This is a genomic window from Sphaerisporangium melleum, from assembly GCF_014646695.1.
In the GTDB taxonomy this organism is placed as follows: Bacteria; Actinomycetota; Actinomycetes; order Streptosporangiales; family Streptosporangiaceae; genus Sphaerisporangium; species Sphaerisporangium melleum.
On sequence record NZ_BMNT01000053.1, the window covers coordinates 1 to 20,157 of the forward strand.

General features: G+C 71.4%; 17 protein-coding genes and 1 pseudogene. 10 read left to right on the forward strand and 8 right to left on the reverse strand.

Annotated features, from left to right (window positions below; genetic code table 11):
• Nucleotides 1–619 precede the first annotated feature (619 nt).
• Complete coding sequence (locus IEY93_RS33230; RefSeq protein ID WP_189167141.1) at nt 620–1,807, forward strand: RtcB family protein; 1,188 nt, start codon at nt 620–622, stop codon at nt 1,805–1,807.
• A 64-nt stretch (nt 1,808–1,871) separates the two neighbouring features.
• Here the strand turns inward: IEY93_RS33230 and IEY93_RS33235 are convergent, their stop codons facing one another.
• From IEY93_RS33235 to araB, 4 genes are all read right to left on the reverse strand, one after another.
• The gene (locus IEY93_RS33235; protein ID WP_229691681.1) at nt 1,872–2,930 is read right to left on the reverse strand and encodes a LacI family DNA-binding transcriptional regulator; all 1,059 of its coding nucleotides are present in this window, start codon (nt 2,928–2,930) and stop codon (nt 1,872–1,874) included.
• A gap of 351 nt (nt 2,931–3,281) precedes the next feature.
• Nucleotides 3,282–4,763: an L-arabinose isomerase gene (gene araA, locus IEY93_RS33240; RefSeq protein ID WP_189167142.1), complete on the reverse strand. Its 1,482-nt coding sequence runs from the start codon at nt 4,761–4,763 to the stop codon at nt 3,282–3,284.
• A complete protein-coding gene (locus IEY93_RS33245; protein WP_189167143.1) occupies nt 4,760–5,422 on the reverse strand; it encodes an L-ribulose-5-phosphate 4-epimerase in 663 nt (220 codons plus the stop codon). Before IEY93_RS33245 ends, araA begins: the two co-directional genes overlap by 4 nt.
• Nucleotides 5,419–7,068: a ribulokinase gene (gene araB, locus IEY93_RS33250; protein ID WP_229691682.1), complete on the reverse strand. Its 1,650-nt coding sequence runs from the start codon at nt 7,066–7,068 to the stop codon at nt 5,419–5,421. Before araB ends, IEY93_RS33245 begins: the two co-directional genes overlap by 4 nt.
• 906 nt (nt 7,069–7,974) lie before the next feature.
• On the opposite strand from araB, the gene chvE reads away from it, so the two are divergent.
• The 6 genes from chvE (at nt 7,975) to IEY93_RS33280 (ending at nt 14,285) form a co-directional block, all read left to right on the forward strand.
• Nucleotides 7,975–9,117, forward strand: a complete 1,143-nt coding sequence (chvE, locus tag IEY93_RS33255; RefSeq protein ID WP_189167145.1) for a multiple monosaccharide ABC transporter substrate-binding protein — start codon at nt 7,975–7,977, stop codon at nt 9,115–9,117.
• A 74-nt stretch (nt 9,118–9,191) separates the two neighbouring features.
• Nucleotides 9,192–10,730, forward strand: a complete 1,539-nt coding sequence (gene mmsA / locus IEY93_RS33260; protein ID WP_189167146.1) for a multiple monosaccharide ABC transporter ATP-binding protein — start codon at nt 9,192–9,194, stop codon at nt 10,728–10,730.
• The gene (mmsB, locus tag IEY93_RS33265; protein ID WP_189167147.1) at nt 10,727–11,989 is read left to right on the forward strand and encodes a multiple monosaccharide ABC transporter permease; all 1,263 of its coding nucleotides are present in this window, start codon (nt 10,727–10,729) and stop codon (nt 11,987–11,989) included. The genes mmsA and mmsB overlap by 4 nt, the downstream gene beginning before the upstream one ends.
• Before the next feature lie 408 nt (nt 11,990–12,397).
• Nucleotides 12,398–13,387, forward strand: coding sequence for a GTP 3',8-cyclase MoaA (gene moaA, locus IEY93_RS33270; RefSeq protein ID WP_229691683.1), 990 nt, complete (start codon nt 12,398–12,400; stop codon nt 13,385–13,387).
• 2 nt (nt 13,388–13,389) lie between these two features.
• Nucleotides 13,390–14,004: a molybdenum cofactor guanylyltransferase gene (mobA, locus tag IEY93_RS33275; protein WP_189167149.1), complete on the forward strand. Its 615-nt coding sequence runs from the start codon at nt 13,390–13,392 to the stop codon at nt 14,002–14,004.
• Nucleotides 14,005–14,027: 23 nt separating this feature from the next.
• Nucleotides 14,028–14,285 (forward strand): DUF6457 domain-containing protein, encoded by a 258-nt coding sequence (locus IEY93_RS33280; protein WP_189167150.1) that lies wholly within the window; start codon nt 14,028–14,030, stop codon nt 14,283–14,285.
• Nucleotides 14,286–14,509: 224 nt separating this feature from the next.
• On the opposite strand, the gene IEY93_RS33285 is transcribed toward IEY93_RS33280, so the two are convergent.
• Complete coding sequence (locus tag IEY93_RS33285) at nt 14,510–14,821, reverse strand: DUF3099 domain-containing protein (RefSeq protein ID WP_229691684.1); 312 nt, start codon at nt 14,819–14,821, stop codon at nt 14,510–14,512.
• 84 nt (nt 14,822–14,905) lie between these two features.
• Here IEY93_RS33285 and IEY93_RS33290 point away from each other — a divergent pair, with 84 nt between their 5' ends.
• Nucleotides 14,906–15,118 (forward strand): dodecin, encoded by a 213-nt coding sequence (locus tag IEY93_RS33290; protein ID WP_189167152.1) that lies wholly within the window; start codon nt 14,906–14,908, stop codon nt 15,116–15,118.
• Between the two features lie 67 nt (nt 15,119–15,185).
• Here IEY93_RS33290 and IEY93_RS33295 read toward each other — a convergent pair whose 3' ends face one another.
• Both IEY93_RS33295 and IEY93_RS33300 read right to left on the reverse strand, forming a co-directional pair.
• Nucleotides 15,186–16,553, reverse strand: coding sequence for a TldD/PmbA family protein (locus tag IEY93_RS33295; protein ID WP_189167153.1), 1,368 nt, complete (start codon nt 16,551–16,553; stop codon nt 15,186–15,188).
• A complete protein-coding gene (locus tag IEY93_RS33300; RefSeq protein ID WP_189167154.1) occupies nt 16,550–18,049 on the reverse strand; it encodes a TldD/PmbA family protein in 1,500 nt (499 codons plus the stop codon). Before IEY93_RS33300 ends, IEY93_RS33295 begins: the two co-directional genes overlap by 4 nt.
• Nucleotides 18,050–18,125: 76 nt before the next feature.
• On the opposite strand from IEY93_RS33300, the gene fabG reads away from it, so the two are divergent.
• Both fabG and fabI read left to right on the forward strand, forming a co-directional pair.
• Nucleotides 18,126–18,830, forward strand: a complete 705-nt coding sequence (fabG, locus tag IEY93_RS33305) for a 3-oxoacyl-ACP reductase FabG (protein ID WP_189167155.1) — start codon at nt 18,126–18,128, stop codon at nt 18,828–18,830.
• 1 nt (nt 18,831) lies between these two features.
• The gene (gene fabI, locus IEY93_RS33310) at nt 18,832–19,596 is read left to right on the forward strand and encodes an enoyl-ACP reductase FabI (RefSeq protein WP_189167156.1); all 765 of its coding nucleotides are present in this window, start codon (nt 18,832–18,834) and stop codon (nt 19,594–19,596) included.
• A 60-nt stretch (nt 19,597–19,656) separates the two neighbouring features.
• Here the strand turns inward: fabI and IEY93_RS33315 are convergent.
• Nucleotides 19,657–20,157: pseudogene (locus tag IEY93_RS33315) on the reverse strand (hypothetical protein); the annotation flags it as partial.

Sequence of the window (20,157 nt, forward strand, 5' to 3'; positions counted from 1 at the left end):
ACCGCCGCCCGTTCCGCCGGTACCACCTGGGACTCCTTCTCCCGCACCGCGGGCACCACCTGGGACGGGTACTCCCGTACCGCCGGCACCACCTGGGACTGATAGCGGGAATCGCGCCGGAGAACAAGAAAGACCATCCGCTCCAGATCGCGCCCCTTGCCCCGGGCGCCGAAGCGAAGAACCCGCCACCGGCGGAGCAGAAAGACAAATAGTCTCACCACCGCGCAGCCGTCCACGGAAGACACGCGAGGCGAATTCGCCGGACCCGTGGGACGAGAGCGGAAACCGCGCAGCACATTGACCCGCAACGGTGATTCCGTGCGAGAGACCGGCCCGCCGATCCGGCTCCACCGCAATGCCACCGAAGGCCCGTTCCCCCGCCTCGGCGCGTCCGTGGACCGCCGGCGCCGACACGGGACCCCACCACCACACCGCAAGGCCGGGCCGCCACACGGCCCCGGCTCGCGACCGTACACGTCCCGCACGCCAACGCCCCCGAAGCGGCGCCCGCGAGACGACGGGCGGCGCATCCGCCCGCGGCTAATTCGGTTGCGGGAGCGGCGGCCCTCTGGCGTCATTGGTGGCGCAAGAGGAAGCCGGTGGAGGGAGGCGACACGCGATGGCGTACACAGAGGTGGCCGGTGGGCGGGCGCCCATCCGGATGTGGGCCGACCCCATGGAGGTCGAGCCGCAGGCGATGCGGCAGTTGCACAACGTGGCGAACCTCTCCTGGACCCATGGTGTCGCCGTGATGCCGGACGTGCATTACGGCATGGGGGCCACCGTGGGCTCGGTGATCGCGATGCGCGACGCGGTGTCGCCGGCCGCGGTCGGCGTGGACATCGGATGCGGGATGAGCGCGGTGCGCACCTCGATCAAGGTAGACGACCTTCCCGACAACCTGCCCTACCTGCGGTCACGGCTGGAGCAGGCGGTCCCGGTCGGCTTCCACGCCCACAAGCGCCCGGTGGACCCCGCCCGGCTGCACGGCTTCCCGACCGCCGGCTGGGACGACTTCTGGCGCCGGTTCGACGATCTCGCGCCCGCCGTCCGCGCGCGGCGCGAGCGGGCCGGGACGCAGATGGGCACCCTCGGCGGCGGCAACCACTTCCTGGAGGTGTGCTCCGACGACGACGGCGCGGTGTGGGTGGTGCTGCACTCCGGCTCGCGCAACATCGGCAAGGAGCTCGCCGAGCACCACATCGAGCAGGCGCGGCGCCTGCCGCACAACCAGGACCTGCCCGATCGCGACCTGGCGGTCTTCGTCGCGGGTACTCCCGCCATGGAGGCCTACCGCCGCGATCTGTTCTGGGCGCAGGACTACGCCCGCCGCAACCGTTCGGTGATGATGGCGCTGGTGTGCGACGTGCTGCGCAAGCACTTCACCGGCATCACCTTCGACCGGCAGATCTCCTGCCACCACAACTACGTGGCCGAGGAGAGCTACGACGGGCTCGACCTGCTGGTCACCCGCAAGGGCGCCATCAGGGCGGGCGCGGGGGACCTCGGCATCATTCCCGGCTCGATGGCGACCGGCACCTACATCGTCCGGGGCCTCGGTAACACCGAGGCGTTCAACTCCGCCTCGCACGGGGCCGGCCGCAAGATGAGCCGGAGCAAGGCCAAGCGGACGTTCACCGTCGGCGACCTCGAGGCGCAGACCAGCGGGGTCGAGTGCCGCAAGGACGCCGGCGTACTGGACGAGATCCCCGGCGCCTACAAGGACCTGGAGTCGGTGATGGCCGCGCAGTCCGACCTGGTCGAGGTGGTCGCCCGCCTCCGCCAGATCATCTGCGTCAAGGGCTGACCCGGTTCGCCCCGGCACGGCGTGCCGGGGCGAACCGTGCAGGGAGTGGGTTCCGGGCGCGGGGTCAGCGCGACCTGGGCGGGCCGGAGCTGCGGCGGACGACCAGGTGGGGGCGGACCACGATGTTGACCGGGGGCGTGGCGGGGCGCGGCGGCGAGCCGTTCGCGGCCCCGTCGGCGTGCTCGCCGTCCAGCGCGTCCAGCAGCAGCTCGATCGCCTTGCGGCCGACCTCGGCGAAGTCCTGGGCCACCGTGGTCAGCGGCGGGGTGAAGAACTCCGACTCGGGCACGTCGTCGAACCCCACGACACTGACGTCGTCGGGGACGCGCATGCGCGCCTCGTGCAGCGCCCGCACGACTCCGAGGGCCATCTGGTCGTTGGCCACGAACACCGCGGTCAGGTCGGGAACACCGGCCAGGATCTGGCCGCACCGGTAGCCCGAGCGCGGGCTCCAGTCGCCGTACATCGGCTCGGGAACGGGGGCGCCCGCCGCCTCCAGCGTCTCGCGCCAGCCCTGGATGCGCGCCTGCGACTCCAGCCAGTCCTGCGGCCCGGAGACGTGCCAGACGGTGCGGTGGCCCAGGCGCAGCAGGTGCTCGGTGACGAGTGCGCCGCCCTTACGCTGGTCGACGTTGACGACGGGCAGTCCGACGCCGGCGTCGCCCTCCACGGTGACCACCGGGACGGGTTGCGGCATGTCGGCCAGCGCGACGGCGATCGCGCTCTGCGGGACGATGACGACGAGCCCGTCCACCTGCTGGCGGGCGAGATGGTCCAGCGCCTCGGAGAGGTCGTCGCGGGTCAGCTCGCGCAGGCTCACGATGCTCACGAAGTACCCCGCCTCGCGCGCGGCGCGCTCGATCGCGTACAACGTGCTGGCCGGCCCGTACAGCGTGGTGTCGAAGGCGACCACGCCGAGCGTGTTGGTCCGGCGGGTGACCAGGGCGCGCGCGGTCGAGTTGCGGCGGTAGCCGAGGCCCTCGATCGCCGCGAGCACCCTCTCACGCGTCTCCCGGCGCACGTTAGGATGATCGTTCAGCACCCGGGAGACCGTCTGGTGTGAGACGCCGGCGACCTTTGCCACATCCGCCATGACGGGCGAGCGATGGACGTTGCGAGCCATGCTGCGGCCCCGCCTCCTTCCTCGCGGTCGTTCCGGCCCACGCCGGGGTGGGTCAATTGTTAACGTTCACAATGCCTTTGTAAAGGCGATTCCCGGTTTGACACGCGGACCTGACCGATCTTGCGAACATCGGCGGCGGACACGGGACGCCGGCCGCTTCCGCGGGCCCCGCCGCGGTTGCTCCACCGTGCCCTGTGCGGGCCTCGTCCGGGCGGAGAGAAAGGGGCCGGCCGGCGCGGCACTGCCGGCCGGCCCCGTCCCCGGCGCTGGGCGGCGGACCGTCCCGCGGGCCGGGCGGCACCCCGGCCCGCGGAAGGGGAGGGGCGCCGGCGGACGCCGGCGCCCCCGCCGTCACAGGCCCTGGGCCAGCCGGTAGTAGGCCTGGTTCCAGCGCAGCTCCTTGGTGAACTGCCGGGAGGTGGTGGCGGCGTCGATGACCACCAGCTCCACTCCGAGCATGTCGGCCAGGTCGGTCAGCTCCTCGGCCCCGACGGCCGCCGACAGCACGGTGTGGTGCGGGGCGCCCGCCGTCAGCCACGACTCGGCCGAGGTGCGCAGGTCCGGGCGCGGCTTCCATACCGCCCGCGCGACCGGCAGCCGGGGGAGCGGCTCGGCCGGCGGGACCACGTCGATCTCGTTGGCGACCAGCCGGAACCGCTCGCCCATGTCGGCCAGGCCGACCACGACCGCCGGGCCGGGCCGGGCGTCGAACACCAGCCGCACCGGGTCCTCCCGGCCGCCGATGCTCAGCGGGTGGATCTCGCACGAGGGGGTCCCGGCGGCGATGGAGGGGCAGACCTCCAGCATGTGCGCGCCGAGGATGGCCTCCTCGCCCGGCACCAGGTGGTAGGTGTAGTCCTCCATGAACGAGGTGCCACCCGGCAGGCCCTCACCCACGACCTTCAGCGTGCGCAGCAGCACCGAGGTCTTCCAGTCGCCCTCGCCGCCGAAGCCGTAGCCGTCGGCCATCAGCCGCTGCACGGCCAGGCCCGGGAGCTGGCGCAGCCCGCCGAGATCCTCGAAGTTCGTGGTGAACGCCTTGAACCCGCCGTCGGTCAGGAAACCGCGCAGGCCCGCCTCGATGCGCGCGGCGTAGCGCAGGGAATCGTGCCGGTCGCCGCCCGCGCGCAGCTCGGCGGCGACCTGGTAGGTCTCCTCGTACTCCTTCACCAGCGCCGTGACGTCGGAGTCGGGGACGGCGTCCACGGCGTCGACCAGGTCGTTGACGCCGTAGGTGTTGACCGAGACGCCGAATCGGAGCTGGGCCTCGACCTTGTCGCCCTCGGTGACCGCGACGTCCCGCATGTTGTCACCGAAGCGGGCGAGCCGCAGCGAGGACAGCTCGGCCCGTCCGGCCGCCGCCCGGGCCCAGGTCGCGATGCGCTCCACGACCGCCGGGTCGCTGACGTGCCCGGCCACCGTCTTGCGCGGCACGCCGAGCCGGGTCTGGATGTAGCCGAACTCCCGGTCGCCGTGCGCGGCCTGGTTGAGGTTCATGAAGTCCATGTCGATGGAGCTCCACGGCAGCGCGACGTTGGCCTGGGTGTGCAGGTGCAGCAGCGGCTTGCGCAGCGCGTCGAGCCCGGCGATCCACATCTTCGCCGGGGAGAAGGTGTGCATCCAGGCGATGACCCCGGCGCACTCGTCGTCCCCGCTCGCCTCCAGGCACACCCTGCGGATGGCGGCGGCGTCGGTGAGGACGGGCTTCCAGACCACCTCGAAGGGCAGGCCGCGGCCCAGAGCGCCCGCGATCTCCTGGGACTGCTCGGCGACCTGCCGCAGCGTGTCCTCGCCGTAAAGGCCCTGGCTGCCGGTCAGGAACCACAGTTTCACAGGGTGCTCCTCTGCCCGTAAACGTTCTGGTAGCGGTCGTACAGACGGTCGATGTCGGCCTGCGGGATCGGCAGGGGGTCGCCGAGCTGCCGCGACACGTGCACCGTGCGCGCGACGTCCTCGCACATCACCGCGGCCTTCACCGCGGCCTTGGGCGAGTCGCCGATGGTGAAGACGCCGTGGTTCTGCATGAGCACGGCGGGGGAGCGGTGACCGCCCAGCGTGGCGACGATGCCCTTGCCGATGTCGTCGTTGCCGATGAGGGCGAACGGCCCCACCGGGATCTCGCCGCCGAACTCGTCGGCCATCGCGGTGAGCACGCAGGGGATCGGCTCGCCGCGGGCGGCCCAGGCGGAGGCGTAGGTGGAGTGGGTGTGCACCACCCCGTTGACCTCGGGCATGTTGCGGTAGGTGTAGGCGTGCGCCGCGGTGTCGCTGGAGGGCGCGTAGTCGCCCTCGACGAGGTTGCCGTCCAGGTCGCACACGACCATCGACTCGGGGGTCAGCTCGTCGTAGGACACGCCGCTGGGCTTGATGACGAACAGCTCACCACCCGGGTCGCGCCCCGAGACGTTGCCCGCCGTCCAGGCGACCAGGTTGTAGCGCACCAGCTCGGCGTGCAGCCGGCTGACCGTCTCGCGAAGTTCGGGCAGCATCATGCCGTGGCCTCGTTCCTGATGGCGCGGAGCCGGTGCAGCAGCTCCCCGTCGGCGAAGTGGTCGTGCAGCCGGCGGTACTCGGCGTACAGCCGGTCGTAGGCGTCGGCCCGCGCGTCGTCCGGCAGGTAGGCCGCGGCGGTGCGCTTGCCCATCGCGGCGGCCGCCTCGGCGATGTCGGAGTAGGCGCCCGCGGCGACGGCGGCGTGGATCGCCGAGCCGAGCGCCGGGCCCTGGTCGGAGCCGATGACCGACAGCGGGCGGCGCAGCACGTCGGCGTAGATCTGCATGAGGAAGGCGTTCTTCAGCAGGCCGCCGGCGACGACGAACTCCTCCACCGGCACCCCGGCCTTCTCGAAGGTCTCCACGATGACCCGGGCGCCGAAGGCCGTCGCCTCGATGAGCGCCCGGTAGACGTCCTCGGGGCGGGTGGCGAGGGTCTGGCCGACGATCACTCCGGACAGGTTGTGGTCCACCAGTACCGAGCGGTTGCCGTTGTGCCAGTCGAGTGCGACCAGGCCGTGCGCGCCGACCTTCTGCTCGGCGGCCAGCGAGGTGAGGTACTCGTGGACGCTCACCCCGAGCTCGGCCGCGCGCTCGGTGTAGGAGGCGGGGACCGAGGTCTCGACGAACCAGGCGAAGATGTCGCCCACCGCGGACTGCCCCGCCTCGTACCCCCACAGGCCCGGGACGATGCCGTCGCGGACCACGCCGCACATGCCGGGCACCTCGGCCAGGGTGTCGGAGGACATGACGTGGCAGGTGGAGGTGCCCATGATGGCGACCATCTGCCCGGGACCGACGGCGTCGGCGGCGGCCGCGGTGACGTGCGCGTCGACGTTGCCGACGGCGACCGCGATGCCCTCGGGCAGCCCGGTCAGCTTGGACGCCTCCGCGGTCAGCCGGCCGGCCAGGCCTCCGAGCGGGGACGGCTCGCCGCCGAGCTTGGCGGTGAAACCGGTGAAGCCCGGGTTCAGGGCGGCCAGGAAGTCCTCACTGGGGTGCGCGCCGTCCTGGTAGATGCCCTTGTAGCCGGCGGTGCAGGTGTTGCGCGTCTCGACGCCGGTGAGCCGCCAGATGATCCAGTCGGCGGCCTCGATCCAGCGCTCGGCCAGGTCGTAGGCCTCCGGGTCCTCCTCCAGGACCTGCAGGCCCTTGGCGAACTGCCACTCGGAGGAGATCTTGCCGCCGTAGCGCGGCAGCCACGCCTCGCCGCGCTCGGCGGCCACGGCGTTGATCCGGTCGGCGTGCGGCTGCGCCGCGTGGTGCTTCCACAGCTTCGGCCAGGCGTGCGGCCGGTCGGGCAGCATCTCGCACAGCGGCGTGCCGTCGGCGGTGGCCGGCAGGACGGTGCAGGCGGTGAAGTCGGTGCCGATGCCGATCACCTGGGAGGCGGGGACGCCGGCCACGGCCAGAGCCTCGGGCACCGCGACGCGCATCACCTCCAGCCAGTCGGCGGGCGACTGCAGCGCCCAGTCGGGGCCCAGGCGTGCGCCGCCGCCCGGCAGGGTCTCCTCGATGACGCGGTGGGCGTACTCGTGGACCGCCGCGCCGATCTCCGCTCCGTCGTCCACCCGCACCACCACGGCGCGGCCGGAAAGGGTGCCGAAGTCGACGCCGACCACATAGCGACTGTTGTTATCGCTCACATTCACTCTCAGGTTGCCGGATGTCGTTGGTCTGCTCGCCGAGCCCGGGCGCAGGGACCGGCAGCGGGTGCGCCGTTCGCCCTGGTGAGCAGGGGGCGACGCGCCCGCCATTCCTGGGCTCGACTGTGAACGCTAACAATAGGCCTAGTCAAGGCCGTTCAGGTCACGGTCCGGTTACGCCGAAACAGGTGCTTAACATCACGTTGACGTGCTGGTCGCAGGCGCGTTTACTGGGCCCACTCCGCCCTGCCGTCCTGTTCGGCGGGAGGGTGGTGGCCTGCGCTGACGTCGCGGAACGACCGGGGAGGGCGCTTCGCGCGCCGCGCCGGCACATCGGACGAAGTGGGCGAGATCCGGCGGCGTCGCTCCTGCCAGGGATGACGTAAACTCACCGGACGCGCCGCCCCCCAGGGGTCGTCGGAGGGGCCTGGTGCCCCCCGGGCGCCGGCCCCCGGCGACGCCCGCCCCCGGCTCGGCGGGCCGCCTGCCGTCAAGGTTTCCCTCTTGTTGCGGTGACGTTATCAACGGCTATTGACAGCCAAAATGTTAACGATAACACTAGCCGCTCAGGTGTGCGGCCTTTCGCAGGCCTGAACGCGATCCAGGAGGTCACCGCCCATGCCAGCCGCCCATGCCGTCGCCCCGGTGTCCCGCCGGTGCGGCCGGGGATGGTGACACGGGCATGCGCGCGTCCAGGGCCGTCCACGAGCGGCCGGATGCCTCCCTCGGCGCCGGCCCGCTCGCCGGCGCCGCCTCCGCCCTCTCTGTGACAGGCGCGGGGAGGCGGCGGGCCGCACACGCCGCCTCGCCACGGCCGATCCGCCGCGACTCGCATCGGACCCCCGGTCCGGGCCCGGCAGGATTCCTCCCGCTCGCCGGGGACCCCCACTCGCAAGGAGTACATCGATGAGAATCGCAAGAATGGCGACGGTGGTATCGACCATCGCGCTCGCCGCGACGCTGACCGCGTGCGGCTCCAGCCAGAAGACCGCCGACGCCCAGCCGTCGGGCGACGCCGCCGCCGGTGGCACCGCCGGCGCCCTGGTCGGCGTCACCATGCCGACCAAGTCGTCCGAGCGCTGGATCCACGACGGCGACAACGTCAAGGCGAGCCTGGAGAAGCTCGGGTACAAGGTCGACCTGCAGTACGCGGAGAACGACATCCCCACCCAGGTCAACCAGATCGAGAACCAGATCACCAAGGGCGCCAAGCTCCTGATCATCGCCTCGATCGACGGCACGGCCATCACCACCCAGCTCCAGGAGGCGGCCGACAAGAAGATCCCGGTCATCGCCTACGACCGGCTGATCCGCAACAGCCCGAACGTCGACTACTACGCCACCTTCGACAACTTCAAGGTCGGCGTCCAGCAGGCCACCTCGCTGCTGGTCGGCCTGAAGCTCAAGACCGCCGACGGCGGCGAGGGCGACGCCAAGGGCCCGTTCAACGTGGAGCTGTTCGCCGGCTCGCCCGACGACAACAACGCCACCTTCTTCTTCAACGGCGCCATGTCGGTTCTCAAGCCCTACATCGACAAGGGCACCCTGAAGGTCGAGAGCGGCCAGACCGACTTCAAGACGGTCGCCATCCTGCGCTGGGACCCCGCCACCGCGCAGAAGCGCATGGAGGACATCCTCACCAAGACCTACAGCGGCGGCAAGAAGGTCGACGGCGTCCTGTCGCCCTACGACGGCCTGTCGATCGGCATCCTGTCGGCCCTGAAGAGCAACGGCTACGGCACCTCCGGCCAGCCGTACCCGATCGTGACCGGCCAGGACGCCGAGCTCGCCTCGGTCAAGTCGATCATCGCCGGTGAGCAGTACTCCACGATCTACAAGGACACCCGCAAGCTCGCCGAGGTCACCGTCAAGATGGCCGACGCCGTGCTCAAGGGCGGCAAGCCCGAGGTGAACAACACCACCGACTACGACAACGGCAACAAGGTCGTCCCCTCGTACCTGCTGGACCCGGTGATCGTCGACAAGTCCAACTACAAGGAGATCGTCGTCGACAGCGGTTACTACACCGAGGCCCAGCTCGGCGGCTGAGCCGACGGGGCGCGGCGCCGCCACCCGCGGCGCCGCGCCCGCAGTGAATTCCCGTGAGGACGGAAAACGAGGACATGACCGACGACATCCTGCGGATGCGGGGGATCACCAAGACGTTCCCCGGAGTCAAGGCGCTCCAGGACGTCAACCTGTCCGTGCGCCGCGGCGAGATCCACGCCATCTGCGGTGAGAACGGCGCGGGCAAGTCGACCCTGATGAAGGTGCTGTCGGGCGTGTACCCCCACGGCTCCTACGACGGCGAGATCATTTTCGACGGTGAGCCGTGCCGCTTCTCCGGCATCCGCGACAGCGAGCACCGCGGCATCGTCATCATCCACCAGGAGCTCGCGCTGAGCCCGCAGCTGTCGATCGCCGAGAACATCTTCCTCGGCAACGAGCGCGCGACCCGGGGCCTGATCGACTGGAACCGCACCAACCACGAGGCGGGCCTGCTGCTCGAGCGGGTGGGTCTGCACGAGAACCCGGTGACCACGATCTCCGACATCGGCGTGGGCAAGCAGCAGCTCGTCGAGATCGCCAAGGCGCTGTCCAAGAAGGTGCGGCTGCTCATCCTGGACGAGCCGACCGCCGCGCTCAACGACGAGGACTCCGCGCATCTGCTGGACCTGCTGCGCGGGCTGCGCGACGAGGGCATCACCTGCGTGATCATCTCGCACAAGCTCAACGAGGTCATCGCGATCGCCGACTCGATCACCATCCTGCGCGACGGGCGGACGATCGAGACCATGAGCATGGAGGCCGACCACGTCACCGAGGACCGCATCATCTCGGGCATGGTCGGCCGCGACCTGGAGAACCGCTTCCCGCCGCACGAGCCCAAGATCGGCAGCGAGGCGCTGCGCGTCGAGGACTGGACCGTCTACAGCCCGACCCAGCGCGGGCGCAAGGTGGTCGACGGGGCCGGCCTCACGCTGCGCCGCGGCGAGATCGTCGGGCTGGCCGGGCTGATGGGCGCCGGGCGCACCGAGCTGGCGATGAGCATCTTCGGCCGTTCCTACGGCACCGACATCTCCGGGCGCATCTACCGCGACGGCAAGCTCGTCGAGATCCGCACCGTGCGCGACGCGATCAAGCACGGCATCGCCTACGCCACCGAGGACCGCAAGCGCTACGGCCTCAACCTGATCGACGACATCAAGCGCAACGTCTCGGCCGCCGACCTGGCCCGGCTCGCCTCGCGCGGCTGGATCAACGAGAACGAGGAGTTCCGGGTCGCCGAGGAGTTCCGCGGGAGCATGAACATCAAGGCGCCCAGCGTGTCGAGCATCACCGGCAAGCTCAGCGGCGGCAACCAGCAGAAGGTCGTCCTCTCCAAGTGGATCTTCACGGACGCCGACGTGCTCATCCTCGACGAGCCCACCCGGGGCATCGACGTGGGCGCCAAGTACGAGATTTACTCGATCATCAACCGCCTGGCCGACCAGGGCAAGGCGATTCTCGTCATATCCTCTGAACTGCCCGAACTGCTAGGTCTGTGCGATCGGATCTACACGCTCTCGGAGGGCCGCATCACCGGCGAGGTCGCGCGCGAGGACGCGACCCAGGAAAGCCTGATGCACTACATGATGAAGGGACAGGAGCAGATCCGATGAGCAGCATCTCCCCCACCAGCGCCGGGGTGGCGCCCGGCGGAAAGGACGCCGGCCCCGCGCTGCCGCCAGGGCGAACGAAGCTGTTCGGCGCCTCGCTCAACATCCGGCAGAGCGGCATCTACATCGCCTTCGCGCTGATCGTCGTGCTGTTCGCGTTCCTGACCGACGGCGCGCTGCTGGAGCCGCAGAACATCTCCAACATCATCGTCCAGAACTCCTACATCCTGATCCTCGCGATCGGCATGATCCTGATCATCATCGCCGGGCACATCGACCTGTCGGTCGGGTCGGTGGTGGCCGTCACCGGCGCCATCGCGGCGGTGCTGATGGTGAACTACGGGGTCCCCTGGCCGCTGGCGCTGCTGATCACCCTGGTCGCCGGCGGCCTGATCGGCGCCTGGCAGGGCTTCTGGATCGCCTACTTCGGCATCCCGGCGTTCATCGTCACGCTCGCCGGCCTGCTGCTGTTCCGGGCGCTCACCCTCACCGTCCTGGGCAACCAGGGCATCGGCCCCTTCCCGGACCAGGTGCGCACCCTCGCCAACGGCTTCACCGACGGCTACCTCGGCAACATCGGCCTCGGCCCGCTCGGCGGCGCCGACCTGTTCAGCCTGCTGGTCGGCCTGATCGCCATCGCCGGCATGGCCGCCTCGCAATGGCGCACCCGCACCGCCCGCCAGCGCTACCGCCAGAGCGTCGACCCGCTTCCGCTGTTCCTGCTGAAGATCATCGCCGCGGCCGTCGTCGTCCTGGCCGTCGTGGTGCAGCTCGCCCGGTTCAAGAACCTGCCGTGGGTGCTGGTGCTGCTGGCCGCCCTGGTGCTCGGCTACTCCATGCTCACCAACCGGGCCGTGTTCGGCCGGCGGATCTACGCCATCGGCGGCAACCTGCAGGCCGCCGTGCTGTCCGGCGTCAAGGTCAAGTCGGTGGTCTTCTGGCTGTTCGTCAACATGGGCGTGCTGTCGGCACTGGCCGGCATCATCTTCGCCGGCCGCCTCAACCAGGCGGGTCCGACGGCCGGTGGCTCCTTCGAGCTGGACGCCATCGCGGCGGCCTTCATCGGCGGCGCGGCCGTCCAGGGCGGCGTCGGCAAGGTCGTCGGCGCGATCACCGGTGGCCTGATCATGGGTGTGATCAACAACGGCATGTCGCTGATCGGCGCGCCGAGTGAGCGGGTCCTGCTGGTCAAGGGCGTCGTACTGCTCGCCGCGGTCGCCTTCGACGTGTGGACCAAGCGCCGCGCGGGCAGCGCGCAGTAGGCGATCAGCCGCCGGGCCCGGCCCGGCAGGCCCGCGCGGGCGCCGCCGGTGTACTCCACCGGCGGCGCCCGCCGTCTTTCCCGGCGGCGTTCCGGGCCCCCAGGACTCCCGCTGTCCTTGACGGGCACCCCCGTACGGCGCCCGGCCCGCCCCCGGACCCGCCGGTGCGGCGCCCGCGTCTTTTCCGGCCGGCCGCGGCACGCGCCGGGCCGCAGGAAGGCGCCGCCGCCGGCGGGGTGCGGGCGCGCTACCTGGTGCGGCGCGTCGGGCGGTATCCCGGTGGGCGGGCGGAGGCCGGCGCGGCAACCCCATCTAGTGTGAGGCTGTACGGCCCGCTGTATGGACCTTCGCCATAGGCTGGCTGTTTCATCACAGAAGACTTTCCGCGCACAACAGGAGGGCCTCCAGGTGCTCGTTGACTCCTTCGGGCGAGTGGCCACCGACCTCAGGGTCTCACTGACCGACAAGTGCAACCTCCGGTGCGCCTACTGCATGCCTCCGGAAGGGCTCGACTGGCTGCCCAAGCCCGAGCTGCTGACCGCCGACGAGATCGTCCGGCTGGTGACCATCGGCGTCGAGCGCCTGGGCATCACCGAGATCCGCTACACCGGGGGAGAGCCCCTGCTGCGGCGCGAGTTGCCCGAGATCGTGGCCCGCACGGCCGCGCTGCGTCCCCGCCCCCATCTGTCCATCACCTCCAACGGCATCGGCCTGACCCGCCTGGCCGCCCCACTGGCCGAGGCCGGCCTGGACCGGGTCAACATCTCCCTGGACACCCTCGACCGCGAGGCGTTCGCCCGGCTCACCCGCCGCGACCGCCTGCCGGATGTCCTGGCCGGCCTGGCCGCCGCGGACGCGGCGGGCCTGCGCCCGGTGAAGGTCAACGCGGTCCTCATGCGCGGCGTGAACGACGGCGAGGCCGCACGCCTGCTGCGCTACTGCCTGGAGCAGGGCTACGAGCTGCGCTTCATCGAGCAGATGCCGCTGGACGCCCAGCACGGCTGGCGGCGGGAGGACATGGTGACCGCCGACGAGATCCTGGACATCCTCAACAAGGAGTTCACTCTCACCCCCGACGATCCCGCACGCCGCGGCAGCGCTCCGGCCGAGATCTTCCTGGTGGACGGAGGTCCGGCCCGGGTCGGGGTCATCGGCTCGGTCACCCGGCCGTTCTGCGGCGCCTGCGACCGCGTGCGGCTCACCGCCGACGGGCAGATCCGCAACTGCCTGTTCGCCACCGAGGAGTCCGACCTGCGCGCCGCCCTGCGCTCGGGCGCCTCCGACGACGAGCTCGCCCGGCGGTGGATCGCCGCGGTGCGGGGCAAGCGCGCCGGTCACGGCATCGACGATCCGGCCTTCCTGCAGCCCTCGCGCCCGATGTCGGCCATCGGCGGCTGAGCATGGCCGCTCCACCGCCCCCGCCGCGCCACGACGCCGTGGTGCTGGCCGGGGGGCGGGCCGCCCGGCTCGGCGGCGAGGACAAGCCCGGCGTCCGGGTCGGCGCCCTGACGCTCATCGAACGCGTCGCGGCCGCCGTGCCCGGGGCCGTGCGCCTGGTGGTCGTCGGCCCGCCGCGGCCGGGGCTGCCGCGCGCCGAGTTCGTCCGGGAGGACCCGCCCGGCGGCGGCCCCGTCCCGGCCCTGCGCGCGGGCCTGCCCCGCGTCCGCGAGCCCTGGACGGCCCTGCTGGCCGCCGATCTGCCCTTCCTGTCGCCCGGGCACATCGCGGAGCTGTTCGCGGCCGCACGGGGCCGCTGCGGGGCCGTGCTGGCCGACGACACCGGGCGCGAGCAGTGGCTCACCGGGGTGTGGCACACCGAGACGCTGGCGCGCGCTCTCGCGGATTACCGCGGGCGTTCCCTGTACGGGCTGCTCGGCCCGATGGATCCGGCGCGGCTCGCGCTCACGTCGGACGACGGGCCCGGGGTTCCGTGGTTCGATTGCGACACGGCCGAGGACGTGGCCGACGCCAGGCGGCGGACGGCCCGCGCAGCGGGCGCCGGTGAGCGTCCGTGAAGGTTCATGACGAAAGGGACTACATGAACGTGCTCGCTGAGTGGACGGCGCTGGTCTGCAAGGAGCTGGGCATCGACCCCGACCGGCTCGACCGGGACGCCGTGCTGGACCTGACCAAGGACGTCGCCCACGGGGTGGCCCGTCCCGCGGCTCCGCTCACGGCCTATCTGCTCGGCCTCGCGCAGGGCGCGGGCACCGCGCCGGCGGATGCCGCAGTGCGCCTGTCGGCACTGGCCAAGAACTGGGGTCAGGCCACCGAGGAGACCCTCGCGGACCGGTGAGCCGCCGCGTCGGCGTCGCCTCCTGGTGGCGCCGGCCGTACGCCCGGCAGGCCGACTTACTCCGGAAATGGGCGACGCCGGGTGGTTACGGGGGCAAACCACCCGGCGTCGCTTCATCGGCGTTCCGACGGGGGCCCGGAACGCCGGCACCAGCGCTCCGACGGGGGACCAGAGCGCTTGCTTAAAGCGTACACCTACAACCCATGGGGTGCGTCAAGACTTTGTCACGACCCGATCTCGCGTCGGTGGCGTGGTATCTCGGTTTGGTTAGGTCGTTCCTCGTCGAAGCCCCTGCTCGGGCCGGTGTTCGGCTCGTTGGCCCCGATGACGGCGATGTACGGCAGGAAGATCGCCCCGGCCACGAGAAGAGCGCGTATCGGTCCCGGGACGTCCAGTACGACGGCGAGAATAAGACAAATGGTGCGAATGCCCATTTGGATGAAATAACGCTTCTCGCGACGGCCGATGTCGGCCGACAGGGAGGGCCTCGCGTCGGTGACCTCATGTACGACCGTGCGGCCGCGCCGAAACCTCACAAGAACCACGTTAGACCCCCTAGTCGTCGGCTACGACGGGGGGCGGCGGCATACGATCAAGACCCGGACGCGAAGGAGACAGCGATGAGCGATCGTACCTACCGGGTGACCGAGATCGTCGGCACCTCCCCCGACAGCGTGGACCAGGCGGTCCGCAACGGCATCCGCCGGGCCTCCGAGACGCTGCGCCACCTGGACTGGTTCGAGGTGACCGAGGTGCGCGGCCAGATCGTGGACGGCGAGATCGGCCACTACCAGGTCGGGATGAAGGTCGGCTTCCGCCTGGAAGACGCCTGACGACCCGCCAGGGCCGCGTTCCTCCCGGTGCCGCACACCGCCGGCACCGGGAGGCGGCCCGCCCGGCTCAGCTCGCCTGGCTCACCGTCGACATGTTGAAGTCGGGCACCCGGATCGGCGGCATGATCGCGCGGGTGAAGTAGTCGTTCCACTCACGCGGGAGCGTCTGCTCCTCGCGCCCGATCTCGCTGATCCTGCCCAGCAGGTCGACCGGGCTCTCGTTGAACCGGAAGTTGTTCACCTCGCCGACCACCTCGCCGTTCTCCACCAGGTACACCCCGTCCCGGGTGAGACCGGTCAGCAGCAGCGACTGCGGGTCCACCTCCCGGATGTACCACAGGCAGGTCAGCAGCAGGCCCCGCCCGGTGGAAGCGATCATCTCCTCCAGCGAGCGCCCGTCCTCGGGGCCCGCCATGATCAGATTGTCGATCGCCGGGGTGGCCGCGAGCCCGGTCAGCTCGGCCGAGTGGCGGGTCTGCAGCAGCGCCGCCAGTGATCCGTCGCGCACCCAGTCGGTCCTCGACAGCGGCAGGCCGTTGTCGAAGACCGAGCGCTCTCGGCCGCCCGCGTGGGCGACCACGAACGGCGCGCACTGGATGCCGGCCGCCGCAGGGTCGCTGTAGAGCGTCACCGGCAGGCCGGAGAGCGACTCGCCGACCCGGGTGCCGCCGCCGGGCCGGGAGAACACCGTGCGCCCGTCTGCGGCGTCCCTGGCCCCCGCCGACCAGTACAGGTAGATCATCAGGTCGGCCACGGCCGAGGGCGGGATCACCGTCTCGTACCGGCCCGCCGGCAGGTCGATGCGCCGCTTGGCCCAGTCGAGGCGCCGCCCGAGGGTCTCGTCCAGAGCGGCCACGTCCACATCGGTGAAGTCCCTGGTGGCCCTGCCGGTCCACGCCGAGCGCGTCATGTCGGGCGACTTGGCGTTGAGCTCCAGCCGCCCGGTCGGCTGGTCGTGGCGCAGCCGCAGCCCGCTGGAGGAGCCGAGGAAGGTCGACACCACGATGTGCTCGGCGAAGCCGTACAGCTTGCGGCCGGCGGTCTCGGCGCCGGCGAACGCCTCGCCGAGCGCCGGGGCGAACCGCTCGAACACCTCGATCGACGTCGAGACGGCGGGCAGATCCCAGCCGGGGGACTCGGCCGCGGTCACCAGCGGACGGGCGTCCTCGGCCGGCGGAGCCTCGTGCGAGGCGAGGTCGGCGGCGGTGACCACGTCGGCGAGCTGGTCGGGCCGCACCGCCGAGCGCGACACGACGCCGACCCCCCGGCCGGTGATCGAGATGACGGTGAGCTGGGCGGATCGGGCCACGCCGTTGGTGGTCAGCGTGTTACCGGCGAAGCGGAGGTTCGCGGTGGATCCCTCGTCGACGATCACGACGCACTCGTCGGCCCTGCTCAGCGCGAGGGCGCGCTCGACGGTCTCCTGGGGCGTCACTTGCCACCCTCCTGAACGGTGTTGAGGATCTTGACTCCGCGGAACAGCGCGGACGGGCAGCCGTGGCTGACCGGCGCCACCTGGCCCGGCTGGCCCTTGCCGCAGTTGAAGGCCCCGCCCAGCACGTAGGTCCGCGGGCCGCCGACGGCCTCCATGGACCGCCAGAAGTCGGTGGTGGTGGCCTGGTAGGCGGCGTCGCGGACCTGCCCGGTCAACCGGCCGTCCTCGATGAGGTAGAACCGCTGGGCGGTGAACTGGAAGTTGTAGCGCTGCATGTCGATCGACCAGCTCTTGTCCCCCACGACGTAGATGCCGCGCTCGACCCGCGAGATCAGCTCGTCGGTCGAGGGGCCGTCCAGGGCGGGCTGCAGCGAGACGTTGGCCATGCGCTGCATCGGGAAATGGCCGGGGGAGTCGGCGAACGCGCAGCCGTTGGAGGGGCCGAGGCCCTTCAGCAGCGCCATGCGCCGGTCGAGCTGGTAGCCCACCAGCGTGCCCTCGCGCACGATGTCGAACTGCCGGGTGGCCACGCCCTCGTCGTCGTACCCGATCGAGGCCAGCCCGTGCTCGGCGGTGCGGTCGCCGGTGACGTTCATGACCGGGGAGCCGTACTCCAGCTCGCCGAGCCGGTCGAAGGTGGCGAAGCTCGTCCCGGCGTAGGCCGCCTCGTAGCCCAGCGCCCGGTCGAGCTCGGTCGCGTGCCCGATCGACTCGTGGATGGTCAGCCACAGGTTGGACGGGTCGACCACCAGGTCGTACGAGCCGGGCTCCACCGAGGGCGCCTTGAGCTTCTCCTCCAGCAACCCCGGCAGCGTGGCCAGCTCGGCGGGGAAGTCCCAGCCGGTTCCGGTGAGGTACTCATAGCCGCGGCCCGTCGGCGGGGCCAGCGTGCGCATGTCGTCGAACCGGCCGTCGGCCGCGCCCATCACCCTGACCACCGGGTGGACGCGCACCCGCTGCTGGGTGGTCTCGGTGCCCGCGGTGTCGGCGTAGAACTTCTGCTCCTTGACCTGCATCAGCGAGGCCGAGACATGGTCTGCGCGCGGGTCCTTCAGCAGGCCGGCCGACCAGTCGGCCAGCAGGGCGACCTTGTCCTTCATCGGCACCGAGAACGGGTCGATCTCATAAGGTGACACCCAGGTGACCCGGTCGTGCACCGGCTCGGGAGCCAGCTCGACCGGCTCGCGGTTGACCGCGCTCGCCACCCGCGCCACCTCGACCGCCTGCTCGGCCACGGCCGCCGCCGCCTCCGGCGTCAGCTCGATGCCCGCGGCGAAGCCCCACGTCCCCTGCCGGATGACCCGCACGGCGTAGCCGAGGTCGTCGGCGTCCATCGAGCCCTCGAGGGCGGCGTCGAACAGGTTCAGCGTCTCGCCGCGCACCCGTTCGAGCCGGAAGTCGGCGTGTTCGGCGCCCAGCTCACGGGCACGCTGCAGGGCCGCGTCCGCCAGCCGCCGGAGCGGCAGGGCGAGAAAGTCGGGATCGATCTGGCGCATGTCCACGATCCTAGCCGTGTGATCTTGTACGGCGCGGATAAGGGTTTACCTGCGAGTAGGCGATAGCGTCGGGGTCATGGCTCGATCAGTACTCGTAACCGGTGGCAATCGCGGAATCGGCCTTTCGATCGCCCGTGAGCTGGCCGCGGCCGGCGACGCCGTCGCCGTGACCTACCGCTCCGGAGAGCCCCCCGAGGGGCTGTTCGGTGTGAAGTGTGACGTCACCAGCGCCGAAGACGTCGATGTGGCCTTCTCCAAGGCCGAGGCCGAGCACGGCCCCGTCGAGATCCTGGTGGCCAACGCGGGCATCACCAAGGACACGTTGCTGCCGTTGATGAAGGAGGAGACCTTCACCGACGTCATCGACACCAACCTCACCGGCGCCTACCGCGTCGCCAAGCGGGCGACCCGCGGCATGCTGCGCATGCGGCGCGGGCGCATCGTGCTGCTCTCCTCCGTCGTCGCCCTGCTGGGCTCGGCGGGGCAGACGAACTACGCCGCCTCCAAGGCCGGCCTGATCGGCTTCGGCCGCTCCCTGGCGCGCGAGCTCGGCTCGCGCGGCGTCACCGTGAACGTCGTGGCGCCCGGCTTCGTCGAGACCGACATGACGGCCGTGCTGGAGGAGGCGCAGCAGGAGGCCATCCTCAGGAACATCCCGCTCGGCCGGGCCGCCACCGCGGCCGACATCGCCCGAGTGGTCCGCTTCCTGGCCAGCGACGACGCCGCCTACATCACCGGCGCGGTCATCCCGGTGGACGGCGGCCTTGGAATGGGGCACTGACATGGGCATTCTCGACGGCAAGCGGATCTTGGTCACCGGCGTCCTCACCGACTCCTCCATCGCCTACTCGGTCGCCCGGCTGGCGCAGGAGGAGGGGGCGCGGGTCGTGCTCACCGGCTTCGGCCGGCTGAGCCTGGTCGAGCGCATCTCCCGGCGGCTGCCCGAGCCGCCGCCGGTCATCGAGCTGGACGTGCAGAACACCGAGCACCTCGACACTTTGGCCGACCGCGTCGGCGAGCACATCGACGGCCTGGACGGCGTGGTCCACTCGATCGGCTTCGCGCCGCAGACGGCCCTCGGCGGCAACTTCCTCAACACCTCCTGGGAGGACGTCGCGACGGCCGTGCACGTCTCCACCTACTCCTTCAAGTCGCTGGCGGTCGCCTGCCTGCCGCTGATGAAGGGCGGCGGCTCGGTCGTCGGCCTCGACTTCGACGCCAGCAAGGCCTGGCCGGTCTACGACTGGATGGGCGTGGCCAAGGCCGGCCTGGAGTCCTGCTCGCGCTACCTGGCCCGCGATCTCGGCAAGCACGGCATCCGGGTGAACCTCGTGGCGGCCGGCCCGCTGCGCACCATGGCGGCCAAGAGCATCCCCGGCTTCGCCGAGTTCGAGGAGAGCTGGCCGGCCAAGGCCCCGCTCGGCTGGGACCTCACCGACCCGGCGCCCGCGGCCCGGGCCTGCCTGGCGCTGCTGTCCGACTGGTTCCCCGCCACCACCGGCGAGATCGTCCACGTCGACGGCGGCGTCCACGCCATGGGTGCCTGACCCACCGCAAGGCACCTCCCGCCCGCCGCGAACAGGGGAGGGGTGGGCGCCCGGCGGAGGTCAGGCCAGGCGGTGGTGGCCGGGGTCGGGCTGGCGCAGGCCTTCGAACGGGATCGACGGCGGCGCGCCGGCGTTCCGGCGCGACTGCACGACGCGGGCCGCCAGGATCGCCGAGGCCAGCAGCACCGCGGTCAGCGCGGTGCCGACCACGTCGTCGGGGGCGCTCGGCACGGCGGTGCGCGCCCGCGGGTCGCCGGTCAGCGACGGCAACATCTGGCCCGGCCACAGCGGCACCATCGGCGGAGTGTCCACCTCGGCGGGCGGCGGGGGCACCCGCGACGGCGGGGTGGCACGGTCCACCGGGGTGCCCGGGTCGCCGGGCCCGCCAGAGTCACCCGGGAGGGCGCCCCCCTGCCCGGAGCCGGGCTCGTCGTCCGTCCGCCGTCCGCCGGGCCCATCGGTCCCTCCGGACGCGCCGGTGGCCTCGGGTGAGGGGATGGGGGCGGGAGCGGGGGTGGCCTCCCGCGGGGTGGAACGGTCCGTTCGGCCGGACGGTGCCGG